This is a genomic window from Paractinoplanes pyxinae, assembly GCF_026626335.1.
GTDB lineage: Bacteria > Actinomycetota > Actinomycetes > Mycobacteriales > Micromonosporaceae > Actinoplanes > Actinoplanes pyxinae.
Genome location: NZ_JAPNTZ010000024.1, coordinates 1 through 24,370 on the forward strand (window position 1 = coordinate 1; position 24,370 = coordinate 24,370).

A 24,370-nucleotide genomic window follows, 5' to 3' on the forward strand; every position below is an offset into this window, starting at 1 on the left:
GCCGAGGGGGAGCGGCGCGGGGGCAGAGCAGGGGCGGGGGGGGCGCGGAGCCCCCCCCGCCGTACCTTATGAATTGATCAGTTTGCTTGTTCGGCGAGAGCCAGGAACTGCTTCTTCGAGTTGAGCGCCTGCTCGGCCTCTTTGATGCGGCGCTGGTCGCCGGCGTTGCGGGCTCGCTCGAGACGGGACTCGGCCTCGGCCACCTGCTCGCGCATCTGCTGGAGCAGCGGGTTGTCCTGCGGGGTGGTCTTGCGCCAGGCCGAGTCCATGGCGACGCGGATGCGCTCCTCGGCGGCCCGCCAGCGACGGTCGAGCGAGGCGGCCGATTCGCGCGGCACGCGGCCGGCGTCGTGCCAGGCGGCCTGCGCGTCGCGCAGCTTGTTCTGGGCGCCGCGCGGGTCGGCGTCGACGTCGAGCGCCTCGACCTCGGCCAGGATCGCCTGCTTCTTGTCGAGGTTGCCCTTGTACTCGGCGTCGCGGGCCGAGAAGACCTCGCTGCGGCGGGTGAAGAACGCGTCCTGCGCGGCCCGGAAACGTTCCCAGAGGCGCTGTTCGGCCTCTTTGGCAGCGCGGGGAGCGGCCTTCCACTCGGCCATCAGCTCTTTGAGGCGGTTGGCCGTGGGCGCCCACTCGGACGACTCGGACAGGCTCTCGGCCTCTTTGACCAGCTCTTCCTTCGCCGTCTGGGCCTGCTTGCGCTGGCCGTCGAGGGTGGCGAAGTGGGCGCCGCGGCGGCGGGTGAAGCCGTCCCGGGCGGTGGCGAAACGCTTCCACAGCTCGCCGTCGGTCTTCTTGTCGACGCCGCGGATGGTCTTCCACTCGTCGAGGATTTCCTTCAGCCGGTCGCCGGCCGACTTCCAGCCGGTGGACTCGGCGGCGATCTTCTCGGCCTCTTCGACCAGTGCCGTCTTGCGGGCGAGGGCCTCGGTGCGGGCCTGCTCGCGGGCCACGCGGGCCTCGCCGGCCTTCTCGTCGGCCAGGGCGGCCAGCCGGTCGAGCCGGCCCGCGAGCCCTTCGATGTCGCCCACCACGTGCGCCTCGTCGAGCTGCTGGCGCAGGCGCTTGACGCTGCTGAGCGAGTGCGACGCGTCGGCGGCACCCGACTTGAGGCGGGCCTCGACGAGGTCGACCTCGGTCACCAGGTCGGCGAAGCGGCGCGCGAAGTGGGCCAGCCCCTCTTCCGGTGTGCCCGCCTGCCAGGAGCCGACCACGCGGTCGCCCTCCGCGGTCTTGACGTACACGGTGCCGTCGGCGTCCACACGCCCGAAGGTTGTCCAGTCGATCATGACCCATCCTCGTCTTCCCGGCGTCCCCGATCTCGCCTGACCGGTGACCACCGCCACAGCACAGTTGAACGCCTAGCTTCTCTACGGCATTCTTTCTCGCGCATTGTCACAGGTCCAACCCGGTTACGGGGAAGCGCCCGACGATGACCGTGGCCAAACCTTGTCCTACCGTTGCTCCGTGCCGTTCGAGACAGCTCCCCGCGTGATCACCGTCGTCGGGCCGACGGCCGCCGGGAAGTCCGCTCTGAGCATCGCCCTCGCCCACGAGCTGGGCGGCGAGGTCGTCAACGCCGACTCCATGCAGCTCTACCGGGGCATGGACGTCGGCACGGCGAAACTCACCCGGGCCGAGCGCGAGGGCGTGCCGCACCACCTGCTCGACATCTGGGACGTCACCTTTCCGGCCGCCGTGGCCGAATACCAAGGGCTGGCGCGGGCCGCGATCGACGACATCCTGGCCCGGGGGCGGGTGCCGCTGCTGGTCGGCGGGTCGGGGCTGTACGTGCGGGCGGTGCTCGAAGAGTTCGAGTTCCCGGGCACCGATCCGGTGATCCGGGCCCGGCTGGAAGAGGAGTTGGCCGCGGTCGGCACCTCTTCTCTGTACGAGCGTCTGCGCGCGAGCGACCCGGAGGCAGCGGCGAAGATCCTTCCCTCGAACGGGCGACGGATCGTGCGGGCCCTGGAGGTCATCGAGCTGACCGGGCAGCCGTTCACCGCGTCGCTGCCGTCGCCGACGCCTTATTACTCGTCCGTGCAGATCGGCGTCGACCGCGATGACGTGGACGAGCGGATTGCCCTGCGCGTCGACCTGATGTGGGAGCAAGGGCTGCTCGACGAGGTGCGCACGCTGATTCCGCTGGGGCTCCGCGAGGGGCGTACGGCGGGCCGGGCGCTCGGCTATCAGCAGGCGCTGGCCGAGATCGACGGCACGCTGAGCGAGGCGGAGGCCAAGGACGACACCGTACGGGGAACGCGTCGGTTCGTGCGCCGGCAGCGTTCCTGGTTCCGGCGGGACCCGTCGATCACCTGGCTCGACGGCGCCGCGCCGACGCTGGTGGCCGACGCGCTGAGAGTTGCGGGATGATGGACGGCGTGAATTTCACCAAGGGCCACGGCGCCGGCAACGACTTCGTGATCGTCGAGGACGTCGACGGCGCGCTCGACCTGACGCCGGCCCAGGTGGTGGCGCTGTGCCACCGCCGCTTCGGGATCGGCGGCGACGGCGTGCTGCGGGTGGTGCGTACGGCGAAAGACCCGGCCGCCGCCGGCCAGGCCGCAGAGGCCGAATGGTTCATGGACTACCGCAACAGCGACGGCTCGATAGCCGAGATGTGCGGCAACGGCGTCCGCGTCTTCACCCGGTATCTGGTGACGCACGAACTCGCCGAGCCTTCGCCCACCGGCATCCCGATCGCCACGCGGGCCGGTGTCATGGTCGCGATCGTCGAGGGCGACCAGATCCGGGTGCACATGAAGAGCCCCCGGGTGTACGCGGCGAGCACCGCCACCACCGGCCCTCTGACGTTCCCCGGCGTGGCCGTCGACTGCGGCAACCCGCACCTCGTCTGCGGCCTGCACGACGGGCTGCCGCTCGACTCGCTCGACCTGCACGTGGGGCCCGGCTTCGACCGCGCGCTGTTCCCGGCCGGGGTCAACGTCGAATTCGTGGTCGGCGCCGAGCCGCTGCCCGAGGCCGACCTGCACGTCGCGATGCGCGTGTTCGAACGCGGCTCGGGCGAGACGCTGGCCTGCGGAACGGGCGCGCTGGCGGTCGGCGCGGTCGCCCTGCGCGACGCCGGCCTGGCCATGGGCGTGGTGGCGATCGACCTGCCCGGCGGCCGGCTGACGGTGACCCACGACGCCGAGGACCGCTGGTGGCTGGCCGGTCCCGCCGTGCTGGTGGCGTCGGGCGAAACCACGCCGGCTTGATGCACGTCGTCGCGCATAGGGGCTATTCGGCGGTCGCCCCCGAGAACACGCTGCCCGCTTTCGCCGCCGCCGTTCGGGCCGGGGCGACACTCATCGAATTGGACGTGCGCACGACGGCCGACGACGTGCCGGTGGTGATCCACGACCGGACGTTGGACCGCACAACAACCGGATCAGGACACGTGTGGGAAGCCTCTTATGCGGAGGTGGCCGCCGTGGATGCGGGCTCGTGGTTCTCCGCTGCTTATTCCGGTGTGCGTGTGCCGACGCTGGCTGCGACCTTGGATCTGCTGCGCGCGCCCGGGCCCGACCTGCTGCTGGAGATCAAGCCGCCGGCCACGCTGCCGCAGGTGAAGACGATTGTCGAGATGATCGACTCGTATGGGCTGAGTGCGCGCACGATTGTGCAGAGCTTCGATCCCGAGATCGTGCGGCTGGTTCGCGAGGCGGAGCCGTCGCTGCGGCGGGGATTGCTTCGCCTGCGCTTCGAGGCCGACACGCTACCGCTGGTCGACGAGCTGGATGTCGTCTGCTGCAATCCGTCGACCGCTGACGTGCTCGGGGATCCGGACACGGTGGCGTCGCTGACCGAACGCGGCGTCGCGGTGATGCCGTGGACGGCCAATGACATGTCGGAATGGGCGGCATTGTCGAGCGCGGGAATCGCCGGCCTGATCACCGACCGCGTAGGCGAGCTGACGGGATGGTCGGCCGCCGCCGTTGAAGTTTTGAACTGATCAACTTCATAAAGTACGAATTTGGGCAGCCGCGCTGATGAAGCGGGGGCTCACTGCGTCCGGCCACAGCCTCACCCCCCGCGGGCGGTGCGGTTCCGTTGGGTCAGTGCAGGGCGGCTAATTCTTGTGGGGAGGCGTTGCCGCCCGAGCAGACGACGGCCACTGTGCGGCCGGCGAAGCGGTCGGGGTGATCCAGCAGGGCGGCCAGGCCGGCGACTCCGGCGCCCTCGGCGAGGGTGTGGGCGGCGGTGGCCAGCAGACGCTGCGCTTCGGTGATGCGGTCGTCGTCGAGCAGGAGGAAATCGCTCAGCTCGCGCATGTGTCGCTGCGGCAGGTCGTAGCCGCGGCCGGTGGCCAGGCCCTCGATGCGGGTGCGGTTGGGGCGGGTCTGCAGTTCGCCGGAGCGCCAGGAGTCGTGGGCGGCCGGTGACCCCGCCGACTGCACGCCGATGATCTCGCACTTCGGGGCCAGCTCGCGGGCGACCACCGTGGCCGCGGCGGCGCCGGTGCCGCTGCCGACGGGAACAAGAATCGCGTCGAGGTCGGGGCGGGCCGTGAGGATTTCGTCGTACAGGGTGCCCACGCCGGCCAGCAGTTCGGGGGTGTCGCCGGGGCTGACCAGGCGGTGACCGGTTCGCTCGGCCAGCTCGGTGGCGTGGGCTTCCGAGTCGGCCAGGACCGCGCCGGCCAGCACGACCTCGGCGCCCCAGGCCCGTACGGCGGCGACCTTGGACGGGTTGGCGCCCTCGGGCATCACCACCGTGCACGGCAGCTCGAACAGGTGACTGGCCCAGGCCATCGCCTGGGCATGGTTGCCGGTGGAGTACGTGACGGTGCCGGTGCGCACGCCGGCCAGCAGGGTCAGCGCGCCCCGGGCCTTGAAGGCGCCGATGGGCTGGGTGTTCTCGTGTTTGACGAGCACTGTCGCACCCACGGCGGCGTTCAGCACCGGGTACGACCACATCGGGGTGGGCGGCAGATGCCGGGCGACGGTGGCGTACGAGAAGTCCATATTTTGATCTTGGCGGGCCGAAACTCATTGGTCCAATGCCGGTTGTTGCACCAACCTATAGACGTGCTCGATATGACCCGAATGCGTGTGCTGGCCGCGGTGGCCCGCCACGGAAGCGTCACTGCGGCCGCCGAGGCGTTGCACTACGCCCAGCCGTCGGTGAGCCACCACCTGGCCCGGCTCGAGGCCGAGACCGGCAGCCGGCTCGTGCAACGCGTGGGGCGGGGCATCCGGCTCACCGCGGCCGGGCGGCTGCTGGCCGACCGGGCGGAAGAGATCCTGGGCCGGCTCGACGCCGCCGAGCAGGAGCTGGCCGCCCACACCGGGTTGCGGGCGGGGCGCGTACGTCTGGCTGCCTTCCCGTCCGCGCTGGGCACCTTCGTGCCGGGCGCCGCGGCCGCCTTCGACGCCGACCACCCCGGGGTCGAGCTGCGCTTCCGCGAGGCCGAGCCGCCCGAGGCGGTCGACCTGCTGCGCCGGGGCGAGGTCGAGGTGGCGGTGCTGTTCACCCACGCCGGCGGGCCCGACCTGACCGGGCTGCGCACCGAGGAACTGTTCGAGGATCCGACGTACCTGGTAACCCAAGCCGACGCCGAGGGCGACCGCATCACCGACTTTCGCGACCGGCGATGGATCGGCGGATGCGAGCGCTGCCGCGACGAGCTGCTGCGGGTGTGCGCGGCCGACGGCTTCACCCCGGACATCCGGTTCACCACCGACGACTACGTGGCCGCCCAGCAGCTGGTCGCGCGCGGTCTCGGCGTCACCACGCTGCCGGCGCTCGCGCTGGCCGCGCATCGCAACGACGGCGTACGGGCGGTGCCGTTGCCCGGCCACTCGCGGCGCGTGCTCGTCGCCGTCGTGGGTGAGCCGCCGGACCCGCCCGCCACGACAGCCCTGATGGCCAAACTCAGAGAGCGCAGCCCTGAGTGGCCGGCAGCGGGGCCGGGACGCCGATCGTCGGCAGGCCGAGCGAGACGCCCTTGAGCTTCGGGGTGCGGCCGGCCTCGAACGCGTCGCCGGCGCGGGTACGGCGGTGGGTCAGCGGCGCGCCGTCGGCGTTCAGGTGATGCGGTGCGGCGTACGTCACCACGGTCTCGACGATGTCGCCGGGGCGCGGGGAAAGCTCGCCGGTGGCGAAGTGCACGAGGCGACCGTCCCGGGCCCGGCCGCTCATCCGGCCCGTACGCTCGTCCTTGCGACCCTCGCCGACCGCGACCAGCACCTCGACCTTCTCGCCGACCAGCCGCTTGTTCTCGGCCCAGGTGATCTCTTCGAGCAGCGCGATCAGCCGCTCGTAGCGCTCCTGCACGACGGCCTTGGGCAGCTGCTCCTCCATGATCGCGGCGGGGGTGCCGGGACGCTTGGAGTACTGGAAGGTGAAGGCGCTCGAGAAGCGGGCCCGGCGGACGACCTCGAGGGTCTGCTCGAAGTCCTCGTCGGTCTCGCCGGGGAAGCCGACGATGATGTCCGTCGTGATGGCGGCGTCGGGCATCGCGGCCCGCACCTTGTCGATGATGCCCAGGTACTTCTCTTGCCGGTAGCTGCGGCGCATCGCCTTGAGCACGCGGTCGGAGCCGGACTGCAGCGGCATGTGCAGCGAGTGGCAGACGTTCGGCGTCTCGGCCATCGCGGCGATCACGTCGTCGGTGAAGTCTTTCGGGTGCGGGCTGGTGAACCGTACGCGCTCGAGGCCTTCGATCTCGCCCGTCGCGCGCAGCAGCTTGCCGAAGGCCAGCCGGTCGCCGAACTCGACGCCGTACGAGTTGACGTTCTGCCCGAGCAGCGTGACCTCGAGCACGCCCTCTTTGGTCAGCGCCTCGACCTCGGCCAGGATCTCGCCCGGGCGGCGGTCTTTCTCTTTACCGCGCAGCGACGGCACGATGCAGAACGTGCACGTGTTGTTGCACCCGACCGAAATGGAGACCCAGCCCGCGTACGTCGATTCGCGCTTGGTCGGCAGCGTCGACGGGAAGACCTCGAGCGACTCGAGGATCTCGACCTCGGCCTCCTGGTTGTGGCGCGCGCGTTCGAGCAGCGCCGGCAGCGAGCCGATGTTGTGGGTGCCGAAGACCACGTCGACCCAGGGCGCCTTCTTGACGATGTCGCCGCGGTCCTTCTGGGCCAGGCAGCCGCCGACGGCGATCTGCATGTCCGGGTTCTTGACCTTGGTGGGGCGCAGGTGGCCGAGGTTGCCGTAGAGGCGGTTGTCGGCGTTTTCCCGTACGGCACACGTGTTGAACACCACGACGTCGGCCGATTCGGGGTCGGCCGCGCGGACGTAGCCGGCGTCCTCCATGAGGCCGGAGATGCGCTCGCTGTCGTGCACGTTCATCTGGCAGCCGTACGTGCGCACGTCGTACGTGCGGGCGGCGCTCTGCGTTTCGGTAGTCATGGCGATTGACCAGCCTACGCTTCAGGCCGCCGGACGGTCGCGCCGGAGACGCCGCTCGGTGCCCGCGTCGGTCTCGGTCTCGTCGATCCGCACGTCACGCAGCCCACCGTCGGGGCCGGCCAGCACGTACGCGGAAGGGTCGAGCGAATCGTCAGGAAGAACGATCTCGACGCCGAGCCGGACCGCCACGGCGCTGGCCGCGGTCGACTCGGCCAGCGTCTCCGGAGCCAGATAGACATCGATGACGGTCGGGAAGTCGCCGCCGACGTGATAGACGTCGCACAGAACGGCCGACCCGGACTCCAGCGGCCCGACATTGCGCTCCAGTGCCCCGGCCAGCGCGCCGTGGACCCGCTCGGCCGGAAGGGACGCCGCGGCCGCCCAGTTCCAAAGGCCGCCTGTCGGATCCATGTCAGCCATACCGAACATGGTGGACAATGCCCTCGCTTCGCACTCGCTGTGTTACCGCTCCGTGACCATTCTCGGTGTGAACCGATACAAGGGCCCACATAGAGTGTGCCCATCCGGGTGATCCGCCAGAACAGGGACGGTGGTCCAGCAGTGTCCGACGAGGCTCTCATCGTCCTCGACAAGGTCAACAAGTGGTTCGGCCCGTTGCACGTTCTCGACAACGTGAACCTCACCGTCGCCAAGGGCGAGGTGGTGGTCGTCATCGGACCGTCCGGTTCCGGCAAGTCCACGCTCTGCCGTGCGATCAACCGGCTCGAGCCGATCAACGACGGCACGATCACCTTCGACGGCAAGCCGCTGCCCGCCGAGGGCCGGCCGCTCGCGCGCCTGCGCAGCGAGGTCGGCATGGTCTTCCAGTCCTTCAACCTCTTCGCGCACAAGACGATCCTGCAGAACGTCATGCTGGGCCCGACCAAGGTGCGCAAAGAGAAGCCGGCGGTCGTCCGTGACCGGGCCATGGGCCTGCTCGAACGGGTCGGCATCGCCAACCAGGCCGAGAAGTACCCGGCCCAGCTCTCCGGCGGCCAGCAGCAGCGCGTGGCCATCGCGCGCGCCCTGGCCATGCAGCCCAAGGCGCTGCTGTTCGACGAGCCCACCAGCGCGCTCGACCCCGAGATGGTCGGCGAGGTGCTCGACGTCATGACGTCGCTGGCCAAAGAGGGCATGACGATGGTCGTCGTCACCCACGAGATGGGCTTCGCGCGGCACGCGGCCAACCGGGTCGTCTTCATGGCCGACGGTCAGCTCGTCGAGCAGGCGCCGCCGGCCGAGTTCTTCGCGAACCCCAAGAGCGACCGCGCCAAGGACTTCCTGTCCAAGATCCTCACCCATTGAGACAGGTACGCGACTCTCCAGCCCCGCGGCTGCCGCGAACCACTCTCAATTGAGTCCATAAGACACACGAACGACACTCGAGGAGCGACATCATGCGCATCACCCGATTGGCCGCCACGATCGGAGCGCTCACCATGGCGCTGGCCGTGGCCGCGTGCGGCGGCGACGACGAGGGCAGCGGCTCCGGCAGCGGCGGCGCGAAGGGCATCGAGGGCAAGGCGGCGAGCGGCAAGCTGGTCATCGGCGTCAAGGCCGACCAGCCCGGCCTCGGCCTGCAGTCCGGCACCACCTACACCGGCTTCGACGTCGAGATCGGCAAGATCATCGCGAAGGGCCTGGGCGTTCCGGAGAGCGGCATCGAGTGGAAGACCACCGTCTCGGCCAACCGTGAGCCCTACATCCAGCAGGGCCAGGTCGACCTGGTCGTGGCCACGTACACGATCAACGACGAGCGCAAGAAGGTCGTCAACTTCGGCGGCCCGTACTACCTGGCCGGCCAGGACCTGCTGGTGCCGACCAACTCCGACATCACCGGTCCGGAGTCGCTGGCCGGCAAGCGGGTCTGCTCGGTGAGCGGCTCGACCCCGGCCAAGCGGATCCAGAGCGACTACAAGGACGCCAAGCTGCAGCAGTTCGACACGTACTCGAAGTGCGTGACGGCGCTGGCCGGCGGCAACGTCGACGCGGTCACCACCGACGACATCATCCTGGCCGGCTACGCCGCGCAGGACCAGTACGCGGGCAAGTTCAAGGTCGTCGGCAAGCCGTTCAGCGAGGAGCCGTACGGCATCGGCCTCAAGAAGGACGACAGCGCCGGCTGCAACAAGATCAACGACATCCTGAAGACGGCGGCGACCGACGGCTCGTACAAGAAGGCCTGGGACGACACGCTGGGCAAGAGCGGCAAGGCGGCGCCCGAGCTCGACGCCTCCAAGCTCACCAACTGCAGCTGAGAAGTTTCTCTGGGGCGGGGCCGGGTGACCGGCCCCGCCACCCTTTTACTCGAAGGTGCCGATGGACGTCTTCTCCGACCCGGCGAACCGGGACGTATACATAACCGGTTTCCTCTGGATCCTGAAGCTGACCCTGGCCGGCGGCGTGGGCGCGCTGGTGCTCGGCGTGGTCCTGGCCGCGATGCGGGTCTCGCCGGTCCCGGTGCTGCGCGGCTTCGGCACCGCCTGGGTCAACATCTTCCGGAACACGCCGCTCACGCTGATCATCTTCTTCTGCTACTTCGGTCTGTTCTCGACGCTGGGACTCTCGCTCGTCGACGACATCGACCTCAACAACTTCTGGCTCGGCGTGATCGGCCTGTCGGTCTACACCGCCGCGTTCGTCTGCGAGGCCATCCGCTCCGGCATCAACACGGTGCCGCCGGGCCAGGCCGAGGCGGCCCGCGCGATCGGCATGACGTTCTTCCAGACCCTGACGATCGTCGTCCTGCCCCAGGCCGGGCGGGCGGTGATCGCGCCGCTGGGCAGCATCCTGATCGCGCTCTGCAAGAACTCCACGATCGTCGGCACGATCGGCCTGATGGAGTCGTCGAACGCGATGAAGGACCTGATCAACGCGAACGGCAACGCCGTCATCCCGATCTTCCTGGTCTTCGCGGGCACGTTCGCCGTCGTCCTCATCCCCACCGGTTACGCCTTCGGCTGGCTGGCCAACCGTCTGGCGGTGAAGCGATGAGCACGGACGCCGTCTTGTACGACCACCCGGGGCCCCGGGCCAAGATGCGCAACCTGATCCTGACGATTGTCTTCGGGGTCGCGCTGCTCGGGCTGCTGTGGTGGATCTATTCGCGCTTCGACACCAAGGGCCAGTGGGCCGGCAACCTGTGGGAGCCGTTCACCCAATCCAGCACGTGGACCGACTACATCCTGCCCGGCCTGGTCGAGACGCTGAAGGCGGCCGCGGTCGCGATGGTGCTGTCGCTGGCGTTCGGCATCATCTTCGCCGTCGGGCGACTCTCGGACCACTGGTGGGTGCGCATCCCGGCCGGCGCGATCGTCGAGTTCTTCCGAGCCGTGCCCCTGCTGCTGCTGATGTTCTTCATCTTCTTCGGGGTGCCGTTCCTCACCGAGCAGCCGATGTCGATCTTCTGGGCCGTGGTGCTGGGCCTGACCCTCTACAACGGTTCGGTGCTGGCCGAGGCCTTCCGCGCCGGTGTGCACGCCGTGCCGAAGGGGCAGAGCGAGGCCGCGTACGCCATCGGCATGCGCAAGGGGCAGGTGATGACCCACGTCCTGATCCCCCAGGCGGCGCGGGCCATGCTGCCGGTGATCGTGAGCCAGCTCGTCGTGCTGGTCAAGGACACGGCTCTGGGCTACATCATCTCGTACGGCGAGCTGATCCAGCTGGGCGTCAACAACCTGTCGGCCAACTTCGGCAACGTGGTGCAGGCGGCGATCGTGGCGGCGATCATCTACATCATCATCAACTCGATCCTCACCGCCTTCGCCGGGTGGCTGGGACGGCGTACGCGTCGCAAGGGCCGGGCCCCGCGGGCGGCCGGCGCCGCGACCCAGCAGGCGACCATCGAGCCCGGTCTGGGCGGTGGCGGCGGCACGTTGTGAGGGTGATGGCCCCGGCTTGATCCGGGGCCATCACGCTTGACATGCTTTTGGCATGATCTCCGCGGACGACGTCATCAACCAGCCGGAACGGGTCCAGTTCGAGGCGTTCCTCGACGAGCACCGCAAGGCCCTGCACGACTGCCTCGATGACCTGTCCGAGGACCAGGTGCGGCAGTCGCTCGTGCCGTCCCGCACCACCCTGCTGGGTCTCGTGAAGCACGCGGCCTTTGTCGAGCGCGTGTGGTTCGACGAGGCTGTGACGGGACGGCCCCGATCGGAAATCGGCATCCCGTCTTCGCCGGACGAATCGTTTGTACTGGATGATTCGGACACGATCGCGTCCGTGCGGGCTGATTTTGTGGAAGCTTGTGCGGCGTCGCGCCGGGCCGTTGCCGACCTGTCGTTGGACGACAAGCTTCCGGGCAACCGGCGCGGGCCGATCCCGCTGCGCTGGGTCTACCTGCACATGCTGCGCGAGCTGGCCCAGCACTGCGGTCACGCCGACATCCTGCGCGAACAGCTGGGGCTAACGAGCGAGCTCGGTGACGCGTGATTCCCGTACGACAGTGACCCGGATCTGCCCCGGGTAGGTCAGCTCTTCCTCGATCTGCTTGGCGACGTCGCGGGCCAGCACCGCGGCGCCGATGTCGTCGATGTCGTCCGGGCGCACCATCACCCTGATCTCGCGCCCGGCCTGCATCGCGAAGACCTTCTCGACTCCGGTCTTGCCGGCGGCGATCTCTTCGATGCGCTCGAGCCGTTTCACGTACGCCTCCAGGCTCTCGCGCCGTGCGCCGGGCCGCCCGCCCGAACAGGCGTCGGCCGCCTGGGTCAGCACCGCCTCGATGGTCTGCGGCTGCACCTCGTTGTGGTGCGCCTCGATCGCGTGCACGACGTCGTCGCTCTCGCCGTACTTGCGGGCCAGGTCGGCGCCGATCAGCGCGTGGCTGCCCTCGACCTCGTGGGTGAGCGCCTTGCCGATGTCGTGCAGGAACGCCGCCCGCTTCATCGACGGCACGTCCAGCCCCAGCTCGGCGGCCATGATGCCGGCGATGTGGGCGGTCTCGACGAGGTGCTTGAGCACGTTCTGGCCGTAGCTGGTGCGGTAGCGCAGCCGGCCCAGCAGCTTGGCCAGCTCAGGGTGCAGGTCGGTGATGCCGACATCGACCAGCGCCTCCTCGGCGGCCCGGTCGCACAGCTGCTCGACCTCGCCCTTGGCGCTCTCGAAGACCTCCTCGATGCGGTGCGGGTGGATGCGCCCGTCCAGCACCAGCTTCTCGAGGGTCAGCCGGCCCACCTCGCGGCGCACCGGATCGAAACACGACAGCAGCACCGCCTCCGGCGTGTCGTCGATGATCAGGTTGACCCCGGTCACCGACTCGAAGGCCCGGATGTTGCGGCCCTCGCGGCCGATGATCCGGCCCTTCATCTCGTCGCTGGGCAGGTGCAGGACGCTGACCACGCTCTCGGCGGTCTGCTCGCTGGCGATGCGCTGAATGGCGTCGACCACGATGCGGCGGGCCCGGGTGTCGGCCGTGCTCTTGGCGTCGTTCTCGATGTCCCGTACGAGGATGGCCGCTTCCCGCTTGGCCTGGGCCTCGATGTTCTCGACCAGCTCGGACCGGGCCGCCTCAGCCGTCAGCTTGGCGATGCGTTCCAGTTCGCGGCGCTGAGCCTCTTCGGCCTCGGCCAGCCCCGCCTCACGGCTCGCCAGGGCGGCCTCGCGGGCGGCCAGGTCGGCGTCCATGGTCGCGAGGCGGCGCTCCCGCTCGACCAGGCGCTCCACCTCGTCGGCGTGCAGGCGCTCGCGCTCGTCGATGCGGGCGGTGCGGCGCTCGACCTCGGCCGCCTGTTCCTTGGCGGTGGTGTTGAGCAGGGCGACCTCGCGCTCACCCTGGCGGCGGGCGGCCGTGCGGACCTGCTCGGCGTCGGCCTCGGCCTGGCGGTGGGCGTGCTCGAGGACCGTGTCGGCCTCGCTGTGGGCGGCCTCGAGGACCCGGCGGGCCTCGGCCCGGGCGGCGCTGGCCTCGGCCTTGGCCGCGGCGGCCTCGGCCCGGACGGAAGCGGCCTTGGCGTTGGCGTCGTCGACCTTCGCGTTCGCGTCCTCGACCTTGGCGTTGGCGTCCTCGACCTTGGCGAGGGCATCGTCGACGGCCTGACCGCGGCCTTCCTCGCCGCCCTTGACCTGCAGCCGGCGCACGGCGCGGGCGCCGAGCACCAGGCCGGCCACCACGAGGGCGGCCAGGACGACGAACGCCACCACCAGTACCCAAACCAGGGCGGTCATCTCGCCGCGTCTCCCTTCGCCGCCCGGCGTGCCGGAGCACGCACGGACCATCTGCGGGATGCCCGACCATGGCAAGAAGACCGCACGCGTCATCGGACCACGGCACCGCTGGGGTGCGTGGGGCCGACCGCGCTGTGTCAGACCCCCGGCCGTTGCGGTCCGTGTGCCGGGGGCGCTATCAGGCCCGTTCGGGGCCCTCAACGGAACCCGCCTGGGGCTCCAAGTGATGCCGTAATGTGATGCGATCTATGTTGTGCGTGTTGCATGCGATGGTCGAACAAACCTTGTGTAACGCGAGGCTAGGTCGCGAGTGCCACTTCGGTCAAGGTTCCATGATTCGGCAGCGGATGGGACTTAGGGCACAGACTCGCTTACGCCCAGCTCACGACAGGGGTGGGCAATTCAGGCGTACCGGGACCAGAGATCGCGCATCGGCTCCCACTTCTCGCCGAGGCCTTCCTTCCAGTAAGCCAGCAGATAGCCGGCCACCGGGGCCTGAGCGTCGTCCCACCACATGCCGCTCACCGTGCGTGTGGTTCCTCCTTCGGTGAGGCGGAACGCGTACTCCAGGTAGTTGCCGGTGGTGCGGCCGGAAGGCGTGGGGCGCTCGGCGGCCGGGGCGACACCCGGGGTCAGCGTACGAGCGTCGACGGCCTGCCCCATCGCCTTGACCCGGGCCTTGTCCCGCTCGGCGACCGACTCGTACTCGACGAAGATGGCGCTCATCCCGTCGAGCGTGCACCGGACGCGCACCTTCTCGCCCGCGTTGACCTTCGGGCCGCCCGGGGTGCCACTGCGTGAACAGGTGGAAAGGTAGGGAAGCCAGCCCTCGGAGATCGCGGTGAGGCTGCTGCCGGCGAAGTCAGGCTGGTTGACGGCGACCTGGTTCTGCTCGAAGACCCCGAGCGGGCTGCTGGGCGCCGGAGCCGGCGTGCTGGGCTCGGCCGCCGCTTCGGGAGCGGTGGCGCGGCCGGCGAAGTAGCCGCCGGTCCCGAACAGCACGAGGCCGGCCACCAGCCCGGCGAGGAGCCCGACAATCAGGCGGCTCCGCTGCGGGGGCGGTGACGGCTCGATGCGCCGCCCGGGCGGGGCCGCGAAGCCGTACGGGGTGTCGGTCCAGCCTTCCGCCCGCTCGCCGAAGGGATCGGAGCTGCCCTGGAAGGGACCGTAGCCCGGATTGCCGCCGCCGCTGGTCGGGTAGGGCCCACCGGTTGGGTAGGGGTCGCCACCTTGGTGCGGGAGCCCACCTGAATGCCCGCCGCTGACCGGATGCGGGCCGCCGCCGGCCGGACGCGGGTCGCTTCCTGAATGCCCGCCGCTGACCAGGTGCGGGTCGCCGCCTGGATGCCCGCCGCTGGCTGGATGCGAGCCGCCGGTCGAGTGCGGATCTCTGCTTGCTGGAAGTGAGTCGCCAGCCTGACGCGGGTCGGCGCTGGGCGCGTGTGGGTGGCCGGGCTGAAGCTGACCGCTCCCCGTGGCCTGGTGCGGAGTGCCGCTTGCGGGAGTCGGTTCGGGGCTCGGCTGAGGTGAGGCAACCGCGGGCGGAGCGGTTGGTACGTGCGGGGTGCCGACCGCTGGGCTACCGCCCGGCGGGGTGGGTCGCGGGTCTCCCACGGCCCTCACCGCCTGGGGCGGGACGCCGGGTTCGGAAGGCTGCTGGGCACCGATCGGGGCGGTCGGCTCGGCACCCTCCGGGAAGGGACCGTAGTTCCGCATGCCGCTCTGCGAGTACTCGGTCACAAGCTCGCATGCTACCAACCAGTGGCGAACGCCGATGTCCGCCGAAGATCGTCCCAGGTGGACCCGGCCGACGATCCGGCCGAGCTCTCCGCTTCAGGCCCAACAACCTGGCCGGCCCGACTCTTCGCCTGAGACGGCCAGCCCAATTACGGCGACCTCACCGTGACTGGGCCCGACCCGGCTCTACCCTCGAGACGGCCGACCCGGTCGCAGCGGCTTAACCGTGACTGGGCCCGACCCGGCTCTCCGCTTGAGATGGCCAGCCCGGCCGCAACGTGCTCACCGCGACCGGGCCGACCGTCGATCAGGCCGAGGTTTCGGGGCGCCGGCGCCGCGTCACCAACACCAGGCCGACGCCGCCGGCTGCGATGGCGGCGCCGAGTCCGGCGATGCCGACCACGTTCATGCCGGTCACCGGAAGGCCACCGCCGCCGCTCGAGCCACCGGTTCCGCCGGTGTCGTCCCCGTCGCCAATGTCGTCCGCGTTGCCGTTGCCGTCGTCCGCCGAGCCGCCGTCGGGCTCGTCGTCATCGCCGGTGCCGCCACCGATGCCGGGGTCAGCGGTGGGCGGGGTCTCGCCCGGACCGTCGTCCCCCGGCGGAGTGTCGCCGCCGCCGGGCGGGTTGCCGCCACCGTCGCCGGGCGGATCGCCGCCACCGTCACCAGGCGGATCGCCACCATCGCCGGGCGGATCGCCGCCACCATCACCAGGCGGGTCACCACCGTCGCCAGGGGGATCACCACCGCCATCGCCGGGCGGGTCGCCGCCACCGTCACCAGGCGGGTCACCACCGTCACCAGGCGGGTCACCACCATCGCCGGGCGGATCGCCACCGCCGTCGCCGGGCGGGTCGCCGCCGTCGCCGGGCGTGCCGTCACCCGGCGTTCCGTCGCCCGGTGTGCCGTCGCCTGGCTCGTCGTCGCCCGGAGCCTTTGCGCCGTCTGTCGCGGCCGCGCCCTGCGGCTCTTCGGCCACGATGACGATTCCGCGAGTGGCGGTCTGAGTGGTCGCCGCACCGGCCGCATGGCCACCGGCGAGCGCCGCAACCCCGACCGCCCCCGCCAGAACGCCGAGGCGCGCGACCACACGCACACTCCGGTGCCGGGCAAGCTGATTGATCCGCATGTCCCTCCCCCGTTGTCACGATGCGGGGACACACGTCCGACGTCGAACAATTGCTCCCCCGCAATCAGGCGAGCAACTTAGCCCAGATCAGAGCCCCTTCGCCATCCACACTTAGCAATATGTGGATTTCCGGACACTGATCGTTACCTATATTGACCACCGGGCCGACGAAGCCACCACCCCCGCCCAGCTGCAGCACCAACGACCACGACGTGCCGGTTCTCGCCGGTGTCATGCTGCGCGTCATTTCTCCACCTCAGCCGGAGCAGGCACCCACGACACAGCGCAAAAGCGACCGGCCATCACGGCCACCACGACGCACATCGCCGTCGCGGTGTAGTGCCGGATCGGGCAGCGCGACTGGGCGTCAAGTCGGGTGGTGGATCAGGCGACGGAGTCAGGCGGTGAGATCGGCGTCGGTGGCCAGGCGGTGAGATCGGCGTCGGTGGCCAGGCGGTGGGTCGGCGTCGGTGGCCAGGCGGTGGGATGGGCGTCGATGGTCAGGCGGTGGGATCGGCGTCGGTGGTCAGGGCGTCGGCGTCGAGTTGGTCGGCGAACTCGGCGGCCTCGGCGTCCCGGGCGGCGAGGGCGTCCTTCACCGCGCGGATGGCCACGCCCGCCGAGTAACCCTTGCGGGCCAGCATGGCGACCAGGCGGCGGAAGATGGCGTCGGGCTCGCCGCGCGCGGTGCGGAGCTTGCGGTCGACCAAGGCGCGCGCGGTGGCGGCCTCGTCTTCCTCGTCGACGATCTCCAGGGCCTCGCCGGCCACTTCGGCGTCGACGCCGCGCTGGCGCAGCTCGTTGGCCAGCGCCCGGCGGGCCAGGCCGCGGCCGTGATGGCGGCTGGTCACCCAGGCCCGCGCGAAGGCCGCGTCGTCGATGATGCCGACCTCGTCGTACCGGTCGAGCACCTCGGCGATGACCTCTTCGGAGATCTCTTTGCGGGCGAGCACCTTGGCCAGCTCGGCACGGGTGCGCGGCCGCACGGCGAGCTGCCGCAGACAGATCTCGCGCGCCCGCTCCCCCTCGCTCTGAGCAGGCTGCTTGGCCCCACCCTCACCCGACTGCCGGCCGCCGCGACGCCCACGCCCCGCCCCGGCCTCGGATGACCCGCCGTCCGAGCGATCGCCCGCAAAACCGCGACGCCCGCGCCTGGGTTCGGACGGCTCATCGGCGGAACGTTCACCCGAAAAACCGCGACGCCCACGGACCGGCTCGGAAGACCCATCGTTCGAATAGCGGCGACGCCCACGCCCCGCCGCTGACGACGACTCACCGGAAGAAAAGCCGGAAGCCGGCTCGTCACCGTCGGAACCGCCGCCGAAGCGGTCGCCGCGACGACTGCGGCCCGGCTCGAGCGGATCGTCAGAGCCATACCCGCCGAAGGAACGGTCACCGCGAGAAGTGCGGCCCGGTTCGGGCGGATCATCAGGGCCGTACCCGCCGAAGGAACGGTCGCCGCGACGGCTGCGGCCCGGCTCCGGCGGATCGTCAGGACCGTACCCGGAAGAGCGGTCGCCCGAATGGTCGCGACGGCCGACCTCGGAAGGGGCGTCCTGACCGGAGCCGACCAAGTTCGGAAAGCTCACGGCAGGCCCGTCGAAGCCGCGGCGGACGACGCCGGAAAGGGGGTTACCGCCCGGCGAAGCCCCCGGGCGACGGGCGGGAACGTTGCCGCGTTCCGCGTCGTCGCCGGTGGAGGGATCGCCGGGCGGGTGCTCATCGTGGTTGCGGGCGGGGCGGGGTGGGATGGCGTCCCACCCGCGCCCGGAGCGCGCACCCCGTCGGGCCGGCACGGCCGGTCAGCCGATCAGAAGTCGACCGGCGGGAGCTCGGGGCCGCCGGCCGCGTCGCCGGTCGTCTGGCCGACGCCCAGCTTCTCGAGGATCTTCTTCTCGATCTCGGCGGCGACGTCGGGGTTCTCTTTCAGGAACTCGCGCGCCTTCTCCTTGCCCTGGCCCAGCTGGTCACCGTCGTACGTGTACCAGGCGCCGGACTTGCGGATGATGCTCTGCTCGACGCCGACGTCGATCAGCGAGCCCTCGCGCGAGATGCCCTTGCCGTACATGATGTCGAATTCGGCCTGCTTGAACGGCGCGGCCACCTTGTTCTTGACCACCTTGACGCGGGTGCGGTTGCCGACCACGTCGGTGCCGTCCTTCAGGCTCTCGATGCGGCGCACGTCGAGACGCACCGAGGCGTAGAACTTCAGCGCGCGGCCACCGGTCGTCGTCTCGGGCGAGCCGAACATGACGCCGATCTTCTCGCGGAGCTGGTTGATGAAGATCGCGGTGGTGCCCGAGTTGTTCAGTATGCCGGTGATCTTGCGGAGCGCCTGGCTCATGAGGCGGGCCTGCAGACCGACGTGGCTGTCGCCCATCTCGCCCTCGATCTCGGCCCGGGGCACGAGCGCGGCCACCGAGTCGATGACGATGATGTCGAGCGCGCCCGAGCGGATCAGCATGTCGGCGATCTCGAGCGCCTGCTCACCCGTGTCGGGCTGGGAGACCAGAAGCGCGTCGGTGTCGACACCGAGAGCCTTCGCGTACTCCGGGTCGAGCGCGTGCTCGGCGTCGATGAACGCCGCGATGCCGCCGTTGCGCTGCGCGTTGGCCACCGCGTGCAACGCGACTGTCGTCTTACCGCTCGACTCGGGGCCGTAGACCTCGATGACCCGGCCGCGCGGCAGGCCGCCGACGCCGAGAGCCACATCGAGCGCGATGGAGCCGGTGGGGATGATGGCGGTCTCCACGACCGGCCGCTCCCCGAGCCGCATCACCGAGCCCTTGCCGAACTGCTTGTCGATCTGAGCCAGCGCCAGATCGAGAGCCTTGTCCCGGTCAGGTCCTGCCACCATGTCCGCCACCCCTGTACCCGATTTAACGGTCGTCTTCGCCGATGCGTTTCTGTTCATCGCCACGGGCACCAAGGTAGGCGGTGGGTATGACAAAAACTCGCCGCCCTGCCCTGCCTGTGGATAACTAGGCCGCTGTGGACAATAGCCGAACACGTGTACGACTATCGAGTGACACGCCAGAACGGGTGTACTAAAAATGCGTCACCGCAGGCGGGAAGGCACCCGATCGGGGTACGCGGCCACTACCGCGCGCCAGATAGTGGCCGTCTCGATACCGTCCGCAATCGCTTGGTTTATCGTCCGGTTGCCCAACTCGCCAAAAGAATGGTCCGCCGCGATGCTGCGCGCATAGGCGCCGCCGAAGGCTTCCTCCAGCCGGGCCCAGAAATCCGTCAACCGCACCCCACGAGCCTACCCACTTCGCAAACGGCGGTAGGCCCGCGCCGACAGCGGCAGGAAGACGGCCGTGAGCAGCAGCGGCCACCCGACGGCGAGCCACACCGACGAGTCGGCCAGCGGCCCCTCGGTGATTCCGGTCGGGTTGCCGAACAGCGAGCGCGCCGCCGTGGCGGTGGCCGAGAGCGGATTCCAGGCCGCGATCGCCCCGAGCCAGTCCGGCATCGTCTCGGCCGACACGATGGCCGTCGACAGGAAGCCGATGGGCCACACCAATACTTGTACGGCCATCGTGGAGCCCTCGCCGCGAAACGCCAGTCCGACGAAGATGCCGATCCAGAGCATCGAGAACCGGAAGAGCAGCAACAGCAGTACGGCGAAGGCGGCCGAGGCCGGATCCGAGGTGATCCGCCAGCCGATCAGCAGGCCGCCGCCGATCAGCACCAGCAGTTCGACGGCCGAGTTGGCCAGGTCGGCCCCCACCCGGCCCAGAGCCACCGAGGCACTGCCGATGGGCAGTGACCGGAACCGGTCGGTGATGCCCTTGCGGGCGTCGTTGGCCATCGCGGTGGCCGTGGTCTCGACGCCGAACATCATGCTCAGCGCCAACATGCCGGGCAGCAGGAACGTGATGTAGTCGCCGCCGCCGGGCACGGTGATGGCGCCGCCGAAGAGAAAGCCGAAGACCAGCAGCAGCATGATCGAGAACATCAACCCGAAGATCGGCGCCCACGGCTGACGGGCCCAGTGGGCCAGGTTGCGCTGGGTGAGAATCCATCCGGCCCGTACGGCGGTCATCGCGCAGCCTCCTGCGGAGCGGCGGTCAAGGTGAGGAAGACCTCGTCGAGGGTCGGCCGGCGCAGCACCAGATCCTCCGGGGTGATTTCGAGGTCGTCCAGGGCGCGGACGACGGTGGCGAGCCCGGTGACACCGGCGCCGACCTCGAAGGTGAGGCTGTGCGCCTCGGTGTCGGGCACGGCGGGCAGGCCGACGGCGGCGGCGAGTTGCTCGGCCACCGACTCCAGCGGCTGATCGGCCGCGATGGTCACGGTCACCCGGTCGCCGCCGATCTGGCGCTTGAGCGCGGCCGGGGTGTCGTCGGCGACCACCCGGCCGTGGTTCATCACCGAGATGCGGGCCGCCAGCTGGTCCGCCTCGTCCAGATACTGCGTGGTCAGCAGCACGGTGGTGCCGGCTGCGGCCACTTCCCGGACGGCGGCCCATACCTCGTTGCGCGCCCGTGGGTCGAGCCCGGTGGTCGGTTCGTCGAGGAAGAGCACCGCGGGCGTGAGAATGAACCCGGCCGCGATGTCGAGCCTGCGGCGCATTCCCCCGCTGTACGTCGAGACCGCGCGCTCGGCCGCGTCGGTGAGCCCGAACATGTCGAGCAGTCCGTCGGCCTTGGCCCGGGCGTCCCCTTTGCTCAACCCGTAGAGCCGGCCGAACATCACCAGGTTCTGCCGGCCGCCGAGGATCTCGTCGACCGCCGCGTTCTGCCCGATCAGTCCGATCCGCTTCCGCACTTTCGCTGCTTCATTGCGTACGTCGAAACCGGCCACCCGAGCCGTGCCGCCGTCGACGTCGACGAGGGTGGCGAGCGCCTTGACCGCCGTGGTCTTGCCCGCACCGTTGGGGCCCAGCAACCCGTGGATCACGCCGGGCGGCACGGCCAGGTCGAAGCCGTCGAGGGCGCGCACGTCCCCGTACCGCTTCCGTAGCCCTTCAGCTTCCAGATTCACCGCTGCTCCTAACTCCGTATGCCTCACGGTATTTGGTGCGCGGTACACCGTACACCCCACGGGGTAATCTCGGCACATGGAAAACGGGGACGTCGATCGCACGCTCACCCTGATGTGGCGGCGGGCGTTGGGCGTACCGAAGGGTTCGCGCGGCCCCAAGCAGCGCTTCAGCGTCGACGAGGTGATCCGGGCCGGCATCGCGGTGGCCGACGAGGAGGGGCTGCCCGCGTTCTCGATGCGCAAGGTGGCCGACCGGCTCGGCCTCAAGCTGATGTCGATCTACACGTACGTGCCGAGCCGCGACGAGTTGATCGGGCTCATGGTCGACGAGGTGATGGGCGAGCCGGGGCTGCCGCCGCACGAGGGCGGCTGGCGCGAGCGGCTGACGGTGGTGGCCCGGCAGATGTGGGACGAGTTCCACCGGCACCCGTGGCTGCTGCAGGTCGAGCAGAGCCGGCCATGGATCGGGCCGAACGGCTCCGACCGGTACGAGTGGCAGCTGGCCGCGATCGAAGGGGCCGGCTTCACCGACCTCGAGATGGATCAGACCATCACCCTGATCGGCGACTTCACCTGGGCGTCGGCCCGCGCCGACGTGGCCGCACAGCGCGCGGCCGAGCAGTCCGGCATCTCGGACGCCGAGTGGTGGGCGGTCAACGCGCCGGTGCTGGACAGGCTGATGCCGCCCGGGGCCTACCCGATCTCGGGCCGGGTCGGCACCGCAGCCGGCGAGGAGTACAACGCCGTACGGGACTCGGAGCGGTCTTTCCGGTTCGGGCTGGACCGCATCCTCGACGGCTTGGCGTTGATGCTCAGCTCACGGAACTAGGCCGCGCTCGGCGTTACTTCCGGACGGCGTCGGCGGCGATCTTGAGGTCGTCGACGAGGCCGCGGTAGGCGGTTTCGCGGTCGTCGGCGCGCAGCACGGCCGACGGGTGGATGGTGGCCAGCGCCTGGATCTCGGCGATCGGGAAGTCATCGGGGTGCTGCGCCGAGGCGGGCCACGGCATCAGCTTTCCGCGCTGCTGGGTGACCCGGAACGACGGACCGATCAGCGCCCGGCCCGCCGTCGCGCCCAGGATCACCACGAGCTCGGGCTTGAGCAGCGAGAACTCCGAGACCAGCCAGGGCCGGCAGGCGGTGATGTGCGCGGGCCCCGGATTCTGGTGGATCCGGCGCTTGCCCCGCAGCTCGAAGCGGAAATGCTTCACGGCGTTGGTGATGTAGACGTCGGTCGGGTCGATGCCGGCGTCGTCGACCGCCTCGCGCAGCAGCCGACCGGCCGGGCCGACGAAGGGCAGGCCCTTCTGGTCCTCGACGTCGCCCGGCTGCTCGCCGACGAACACGATCTTGGCGTCGGCCGCGCCCCGGCCGAAGACGGTCTGTGTGGCGTCCGCGTACAGCTCGCAGCCCTCGCAGTGGGCCGCGGCCTCTTTCAGCTGATCGATGCCGCGCGGCTCGGGCGGCACCCACTGCTGCGCGCCGACCGGCGCTTCGGTCCTAGGCATGCCGAAGGTTCTACCCCAAAAGCAGGTGAGGAAGCATCCGCACCCCCTAACGAGTCGGGGCGTACAGATGAGGTGGGCTGACTGCCGCGGCCACCGCGTCGGCGACGGCCGGGATCTCCCCTTCTTCCAAAGAGCCGATTGATATTCGTACGCCTGGGGGCGCCGCCACCCGGAACAGGGAACCGGGCGCGACGGCGTAGCCCGCCTCGCGCAGCAGACCGACCGTGCGCGTCTCGTCGGCGACCGGCACCCACACGTTGATGCCGGTGTCACCCTCGGCCGCCACTCCCCGGATGCGCAGAGCCTCGAGCAGGGCGCGGCGCCGACGACCGTACGTCTCGGCGGCGTTAGCCACCGCCGCGGTGACCTCGTCGTCCTGCCAGAGGTGCAGAAGCAGCCGCTGCAGAACGGTGGAAACCCAACCCGAGCCGATGCGCATGCGGCCGACCACCCGGGCGATCGTGGCCGCGTCGCCGGCCAGCACGGCGATGCGCAGGTCGGGGCCGAACGGCTTGGACGCCGAGCGGGTGCAGGCCCAGGCCTCGGTGACCGGGCCGACGCAGTGGGGCGGATGCTCGGCCAGTTCGGCGGCGTGATCATCCTCGATCACCAGCACGCCGGAATGACTCGCGAACAGCGCACGCAGCGCCTCGGCCCGGGCCGCGCTGACCGCCACCCCGGTCGGGTTCTGGGCCCGCACGGTGATCACCGCGGCCCGCGCACCCGCGTGCAGGGCGGCCGCCATCGCGGCCGGATCGGGACCTTCCGCGTCGACGGCGACGGGAACCGGGCGCAGGCCGAGCGCGGCCAGCAGATCGAGCAGGTTGGCCCAGCCCGGATCCTCGACCGCGACCGCGTCGCCCGCCCGCAGATGGGCCGTGAGCAGCCGCTCGATGGCGTCGAGGGTGCCGGAGGTGACCGTGAGCTCGGCCTCGGCGGCCGGGATGCCGCCGGCGACCAGACGCGGGCGGGCCGCCTCGATCAGCTCGGGCATCGCGGCGGCCGACGCGTAGCCCTGCGGCGGGCCGTTGGACTCGGCCACCGCGAGCAGCGCCCGGCCGAGCGGCGGCAGAAGCCCGACGTCGGGCTCACCGGAGGAAAGATCGCGCACCCCCTCGGCGATGGGCAGGCGTGACGCGGAGCGCGGGCCGGCGACGGGAGGGCGCGACCGGATGCGGGTGCCCCGGCGGCCCTCCGTCTCGACCACGCCGCGATGCCGCAGCTCTTGATAGGCCTTGGCCACCGTGGCCGGGCTGACGTGCAGGGCACCGGCGAGCACGCGGACCGGCGGCAGGGCGGCGCCGAAGACCCAGTCGCCGCTGCGGACGCCCGCCTCGATGCTGGCGGAAATCGATGCGGCGCTGTCACCGCTGACCTGATACTGTGCTGGCACACGACAGATTCTGTACTAGCACAAGAACGAAAGCAAGCCGGCTGGGAGGGCCCGATGTCCGACTCCTATCCACGGACGAGCCGC

The 24,370-nt window shown here is 70.3% G+C and carries 25 protein-coding genes; 10 read left to right on the top strand and 15 right to left on the bottom strand.

Translation table 11 applies throughout. The features are described 5' to 3' along the window. Positions 1 to 77: 77 nt before the first annotated feature. Positions 78 to 1,286, bottom strand: coding sequence for a DUF349 domain-containing protein (locus OWR29_RS44635; RefSeq protein WP_267569725.1), 1,209 nt, complete (start codon positions 1,284 to 1,286; stop codon positions 78 to 80). 178 nt (positions 1,287 to 1,464) lie between these two features. Between OWR29_RS44635 and miaA the strand changes: the two genes are divergently transcribed. Genes miaA through OWR29_RS44650 form a run of 3 tightly spaced genes read left to right on the top strand, consistent with a single transcriptional unit; the run spans position 1,465 to position 3,952 of the window. Continuing rightward, positions 1,465 to 2,370, top strand: a complete 906-nt coding sequence (gene miaA, locus OWR29_RS44640; RefSeq protein WP_267569726.1) for a tRNA (adenosine(37)-N6)-dimethylallyltransferase MiaA — start codon at positions 1,465 to 1,467, stop codon at positions 2,368 to 2,370. After that, positions 2,370 to 3,215, top strand: coding sequence for a diaminopimelate epimerase (gene dapF / locus OWR29_RS44645; RefSeq protein ID WP_267569871.1), 846 nt, complete (start codon positions 2,370 to 2,372; stop codon positions 3,213 to 3,215). Before miaA ends, dapF begins: the two co-directional genes overlap by 1 nt. Continuing rightward, positions 3,215 to 3,952 carry a glycerophosphodiester phosphodiesterase gene (locus OWR29_RS44650; protein WP_267569727.1) on the top strand — a complete coding sequence of 246 codons (738 nt, stop codon included), beginning with the start codon at positions 3,215 to 3,217 and terminating at the stop codon, positions 3,950 to 3,952. Before dapF ends, OWR29_RS44650 begins: the two co-directional genes overlap by 1 nt. 103 nt (positions 3,953 to 4,055) lie before the next feature. Here OWR29_RS44650 and OWR29_RS44655 read toward each other — a convergent pair whose 3' ends face one another. Further along, positions 4,056 to 4,964, bottom strand: coding sequence for a threonine ammonia-lyase (locus OWR29_RS44655; protein WP_267569728.1), 909 nt, complete (start codon positions 4,962 to 4,964; stop codon positions 4,056 to 4,058). A gap of 72 nt (positions 4,965 to 5,036) precedes the next feature. Here OWR29_RS44655 and OWR29_RS44660 point away from each other — a divergent pair, with 72 nt between their 5' ends. Beyond that, the gene (locus tag OWR29_RS44660) at positions 5,037 to 5,951 is read left to right on the top strand and encodes a LysR family transcriptional regulator (protein WP_267569729.1); all 915 of its coding nucleotides are present in this window, start codon (positions 5,037 to 5,039) and stop codon (positions 5,949 to 5,951) included. Here the strand turns inward: OWR29_RS44660 and miaB are convergent. Further along, positions 5,875 to 7,365 carry a tRNA (N6-isopentenyl adenosine(37)-C2)-methylthiotransferase MiaB gene (miaB, locus tag OWR29_RS44665; RefSeq protein ID WP_267569873.1) on the bottom strand — a complete coding sequence of 497 codons (1,491 nt, stop codon included), beginning with the start codon at positions 7,363 to 7,365 and terminating at the stop codon, positions 5,875 to 5,877. The two genes, OWR29_RS44660 and miaB, sit on opposite strands and share 77 nt — an antisense overlap. 15 nt (positions 7,366 to 7,380) lie before the next feature. After that, positions 7,381 to 7,779, bottom strand: coding sequence for a hypothetical protein (locus tag OWR29_RS44670; RefSeq protein ID WP_267569730.1), 399 nt, complete (start codon positions 7,777 to 7,779; stop codon positions 7,381 to 7,383). Between the two features lie 141 nt (positions 7,780 to 7,920). Between OWR29_RS44670 and OWR29_RS44675 the strand changes: the two genes are divergently transcribed. The 5 genes from OWR29_RS44675 to OWR29_RS44695 all read left to right on the top strand — a co-directional run bounded on the left by OWR29_RS44675 (position 7,921) and on the right by OWR29_RS44695 (position 11,793). Beyond that, positions 7,921 to 8,664 (top strand): amino acid ABC transporter ATP-binding protein, encoded by a 744-nt coding sequence (locus OWR29_RS44675; RefSeq protein ID WP_267569732.1) that lies wholly within the window; start codon positions 7,921 to 7,923, stop codon positions 8,662 to 8,664. 92 nt (positions 8,665 to 8,756) lie between these two features. Then, positions 8,757 to 9,617 carry a glutamate ABC transporter substrate-binding protein gene (locus OWR29_RS44680; protein WP_267569733.1) on the top strand — a complete coding sequence of 287 codons (861 nt, stop codon included), beginning with the start codon at positions 8,757 to 8,759 and terminating at the stop codon, positions 9,615 to 9,617. A 61-nt stretch (positions 9,618 to 9,678) separates the two neighbouring features. Further along, positions 9,679 to 10,353 (top strand): amino acid ABC transporter permease, encoded by a 675-nt coding sequence (locus tag OWR29_RS44685; RefSeq protein WP_267569734.1) that lies wholly within the window; start codon positions 9,679 to 9,681, stop codon positions 10,351 to 10,353. Further along, entirely contained in the window at positions 10,350 to 11,240 is an 891-nt protein-coding gene (locus OWR29_RS44690; RefSeq protein WP_267569735.1) for an amino acid ABC transporter permease, read from the top strand. The genes OWR29_RS44685 and OWR29_RS44690 overlap by 4 nt, the downstream gene beginning before the upstream one ends. Before the next feature lie 52 nt (positions 11,241 to 11,292). Continuing rightward, positions 11,293 to 11,793: a DinB family protein gene (locus OWR29_RS44695; RefSeq protein ID WP_267569736.1), complete on the top strand. Its 501-nt coding sequence runs from the start codon at positions 11,293 to 11,295 to the stop codon at positions 11,791 to 11,793. Here the strand turns inward: OWR29_RS44695 and rny are convergent. The 9 genes from rny to OWR29_RS44740 all read right to left on the bottom strand — a co-directional run bounded on the left by rny (position 11,767) and on the right by OWR29_RS44740 (position 21,385). Continuing rightward, positions 11,767 to 13,527, bottom strand: a complete 1,761-nt coding sequence (gene rny / locus OWR29_RS44700; protein ID WP_267569737.1) for a ribonuclease Y — start codon at positions 13,525 to 13,527, stop codon at positions 11,767 to 11,769. The genes OWR29_RS44695 and rny overlap by 27 nt on opposite strands. 402 nt (positions 13,528 to 13,929) lie before the next feature. After that, a complete protein-coding gene (locus OWR29_RS44705) occupies positions 13,930 to 14,529 on the bottom strand; it encodes a hypothetical protein (RefSeq protein WP_267569738.1) in 600 nt (199 codons plus the stop codon). Between the two features lie 1,042 nt (positions 14,530 to 15,571). Beyond that, on the bottom strand, positions 15,572 to 16,393 hold the full coding sequence (locus OWR29_RS44710; RefSeq protein WP_267569739.1) for a hypothetical protein: 822 nt from the start codon (positions 16,391 to 16,393) through the stop codon (positions 15,572 to 15,574). Positions 16,394 to 16,457: 64 nt separating this feature from the next. Continuing rightward, positions 16,458 to 16,640 (bottom strand): hypothetical protein, encoded by a 183-nt coding sequence (locus OWR29_RS44715; protein ID WP_267569740.1) that lies wholly within the window; start codon positions 16,638 to 16,640, stop codon positions 16,458 to 16,460. A 253-nt stretch (positions 16,641 to 16,893) separates the two neighbouring features. Then, on the bottom strand, positions 16,894 to 17,400 hold the full coding sequence (locus OWR29_RS44720) for a regulatory protein RecX (protein WP_267569875.1): 507 nt from the start codon (positions 17,398 to 17,400) through the stop codon (positions 16,894 to 16,896). An 803-nt stretch (positions 17,401 to 18,203) separates the two neighbouring features. Further along, positions 18,204 to 19,250, bottom strand: a complete 1,047-nt coding sequence (gene recA / locus OWR29_RS44725) for a recombinase RecA (protein WP_203377732.1) — start codon at positions 19,248 to 19,250, stop codon at positions 18,204 to 18,206. A gap of 201 nt (positions 19,251 to 19,451) precedes the next feature. Further along, positions 19,452 to 19,652, bottom strand: a complete 201-nt coding sequence (locus OWR29_RS44730; protein ID WP_267569741.1) for a DUF3046 domain-containing protein — start codon at positions 19,650 to 19,652, stop codon at positions 19,452 to 19,454. A gap of 9 nt (positions 19,653 to 19,661) precedes the next feature. Further along, positions 19,662 to 20,444, bottom strand: coding sequence for an ABC transporter permease (locus tag OWR29_RS44735; protein WP_267569742.1), 783 nt, complete (start codon positions 20,442 to 20,444; stop codon positions 19,662 to 19,664). After that, positions 20,441 to 21,385 carry an ATP-binding cassette domain-containing protein gene (locus tag OWR29_RS44740; RefSeq protein WP_267569744.1) on the bottom strand — a complete coding sequence of 315 codons (945 nt, stop codon included), beginning with the start codon at positions 21,383 to 21,385 and terminating at the stop codon, positions 20,441 to 20,443. The genes OWR29_RS44735 and OWR29_RS44740 overlap by 4 nt, the downstream gene beginning before the upstream one ends. 76 nt (positions 21,386 to 21,461) lie before the next feature. Here OWR29_RS44740 and OWR29_RS44745 point away from each other — a divergent pair, with 76 nt between their 5' ends. Then, a complete protein-coding gene (locus OWR29_RS44745) occupies positions 21,462 to 22,214 on the top strand; it encodes a TetR/AcrR family transcriptional regulator (protein WP_267569746.1) in 753 nt (250 codons plus the stop codon). Between the two features lie 13 nt (positions 22,215 to 22,227). On the opposite strand, the gene OWR29_RS44750 is transcribed toward OWR29_RS44745, so the two are convergent. Both OWR29_RS44750 and OWR29_RS44755 read right to left on the bottom strand, forming a co-directional pair. After that, positions 22,228 to 22,893: a UdgX family uracil-DNA binding protein gene (locus OWR29_RS44750; RefSeq protein WP_267569748.1), complete on the bottom strand. Its 666-nt coding sequence runs from the start codon at positions 22,891 to 22,893 to the stop codon at positions 22,228 to 22,230. Between the two features lie 46 nt (positions 22,894 to 22,939). After that, positions 22,940 to 24,286 carry an aminotransferase class I/II-fold pyridoxal phosphate-dependent enzyme gene (locus OWR29_RS44755; RefSeq protein ID WP_267569750.1) on the bottom strand — a complete coding sequence of 449 codons (1,347 nt, stop codon included), beginning with the start codon at positions 24,284 to 24,286 and terminating at the stop codon, positions 22,940 to 22,942. Positions 24,287 to 24,370: the final 84 nt, after the last annotated feature.

Bases quoted from the DNA above. Each gene is read 5' to 3' on its own strand.
- OWR29_RS44670 (WP_267569730.1), bottom strand. From the start codon at position 7,779: ATGGCTGACATGGATCCGACAGGCGGCCTTTGGAACTGGGCGGCCGCG.
- OWR29_RS44735 (WP_267569742.1), bottom strand. From the start codon at position 20,444: ATGACCGCCGTACGGGCCGGATGGATTCTCACCCAGCGCAACCTGGCC.
- OWR29_RS44680 (WP_267569733.1), top strand. From the start codon at position 8,757: ATGCGCATCACCCGATTGGCCGCCACGATCGGAGCGCTCACCATGGCG.
- OWR29_RS44660 (WP_267569729.1), top strand. From the start codon at position 5,037: ATGACCCGAATGCGTGTGCTGGCCGCGGTGGCCCGCCACGGAAGCGTC.
- OWR29_RS44685 (WP_267569734.1), top strand. From the start codon at position 9,679: ATGGACGTCTTCTCCGACCCGGCGAACCGGGACGTATACATAACCGGT.
- rny (WP_267569737.1), bottom strand. From the start codon at position 13,527: ATGACCGCCCTGGTTTGGGTACTGGTGGTGGCGTTCGTCGTCCTGGCC.
- OWR29_RS44635 (WP_267569725.1), bottom strand. From the start codon at position 1,286: ATGATCGACTGGACAACCTTCGGGCGTGTGGACGCCGACGGCACCGTG.
- OWR29_RS44650 (WP_267569727.1), top strand. From the start codon at position 3,215: ATGCACGTCGTCGCGCATAGGGGCTATTCGGCGGTCGCCCCCGAGAAC.
- OWR29_RS44690 (WP_267569735.1), top strand. From the start codon at position 10,350: ATGAGCACGGACGCCGTCTTGTACGACCACCCGGGGCCCCGGGCCAAG.
- OWR29_RS44710 (WP_267569739.1), bottom strand. From the start codon at position 16,393: ATGCGGATCAATCAGCTTGCCCGGCACCGGAGTGTGCGTGTGGTCGCG.
- OWR29_RS44715 (WP_267569740.1), bottom strand. From the start codon at position 16,640: ATGACGCGCAGCATGACACCGGCGAGAACCGGCACGTCGTGGTCGTTG.
- OWR29_RS44655 (WP_267569728.1), bottom strand. From the start codon at position 4,964: ATGGACTTCTCGTACGCCACCGTCGCCCGGCATCTGCCGCCCACCCCG.
- OWR29_RS44750 (WP_267569748.1), bottom strand. From the start codon at position 22,893: ATGCCTAGGACCGAAGCGCCGGTCGGCGCGCAGCAGTGGGTGCCGCCC.
- dapF (WP_267569871.1), top strand. From the start codon at position 2,370: ATGGACGGCGTGAATTTCACCAAGGGCCACGGCGCCGGCAACGACTTC.
- OWR29_RS44695 (WP_267569736.1), top strand. From the start codon at position 11,293: ATGATCTCCGCGGACGACGTCATCAACCAGCCGGAACGGGTCCAGTTC.
- OWR29_RS44745 (WP_267569746.1), top strand. From the start codon at position 21,462: ATGGAAAACGGGGACGTCGATCGCACGCTCACCCTGATGTGGCGGCGG.
- recA (WP_203377732.1), bottom strand. From the start codon at position 19,250: ATGGTGGCAGGACCTGACCGGGACAAGGCTCTCGATCTGGCGCTGGCT.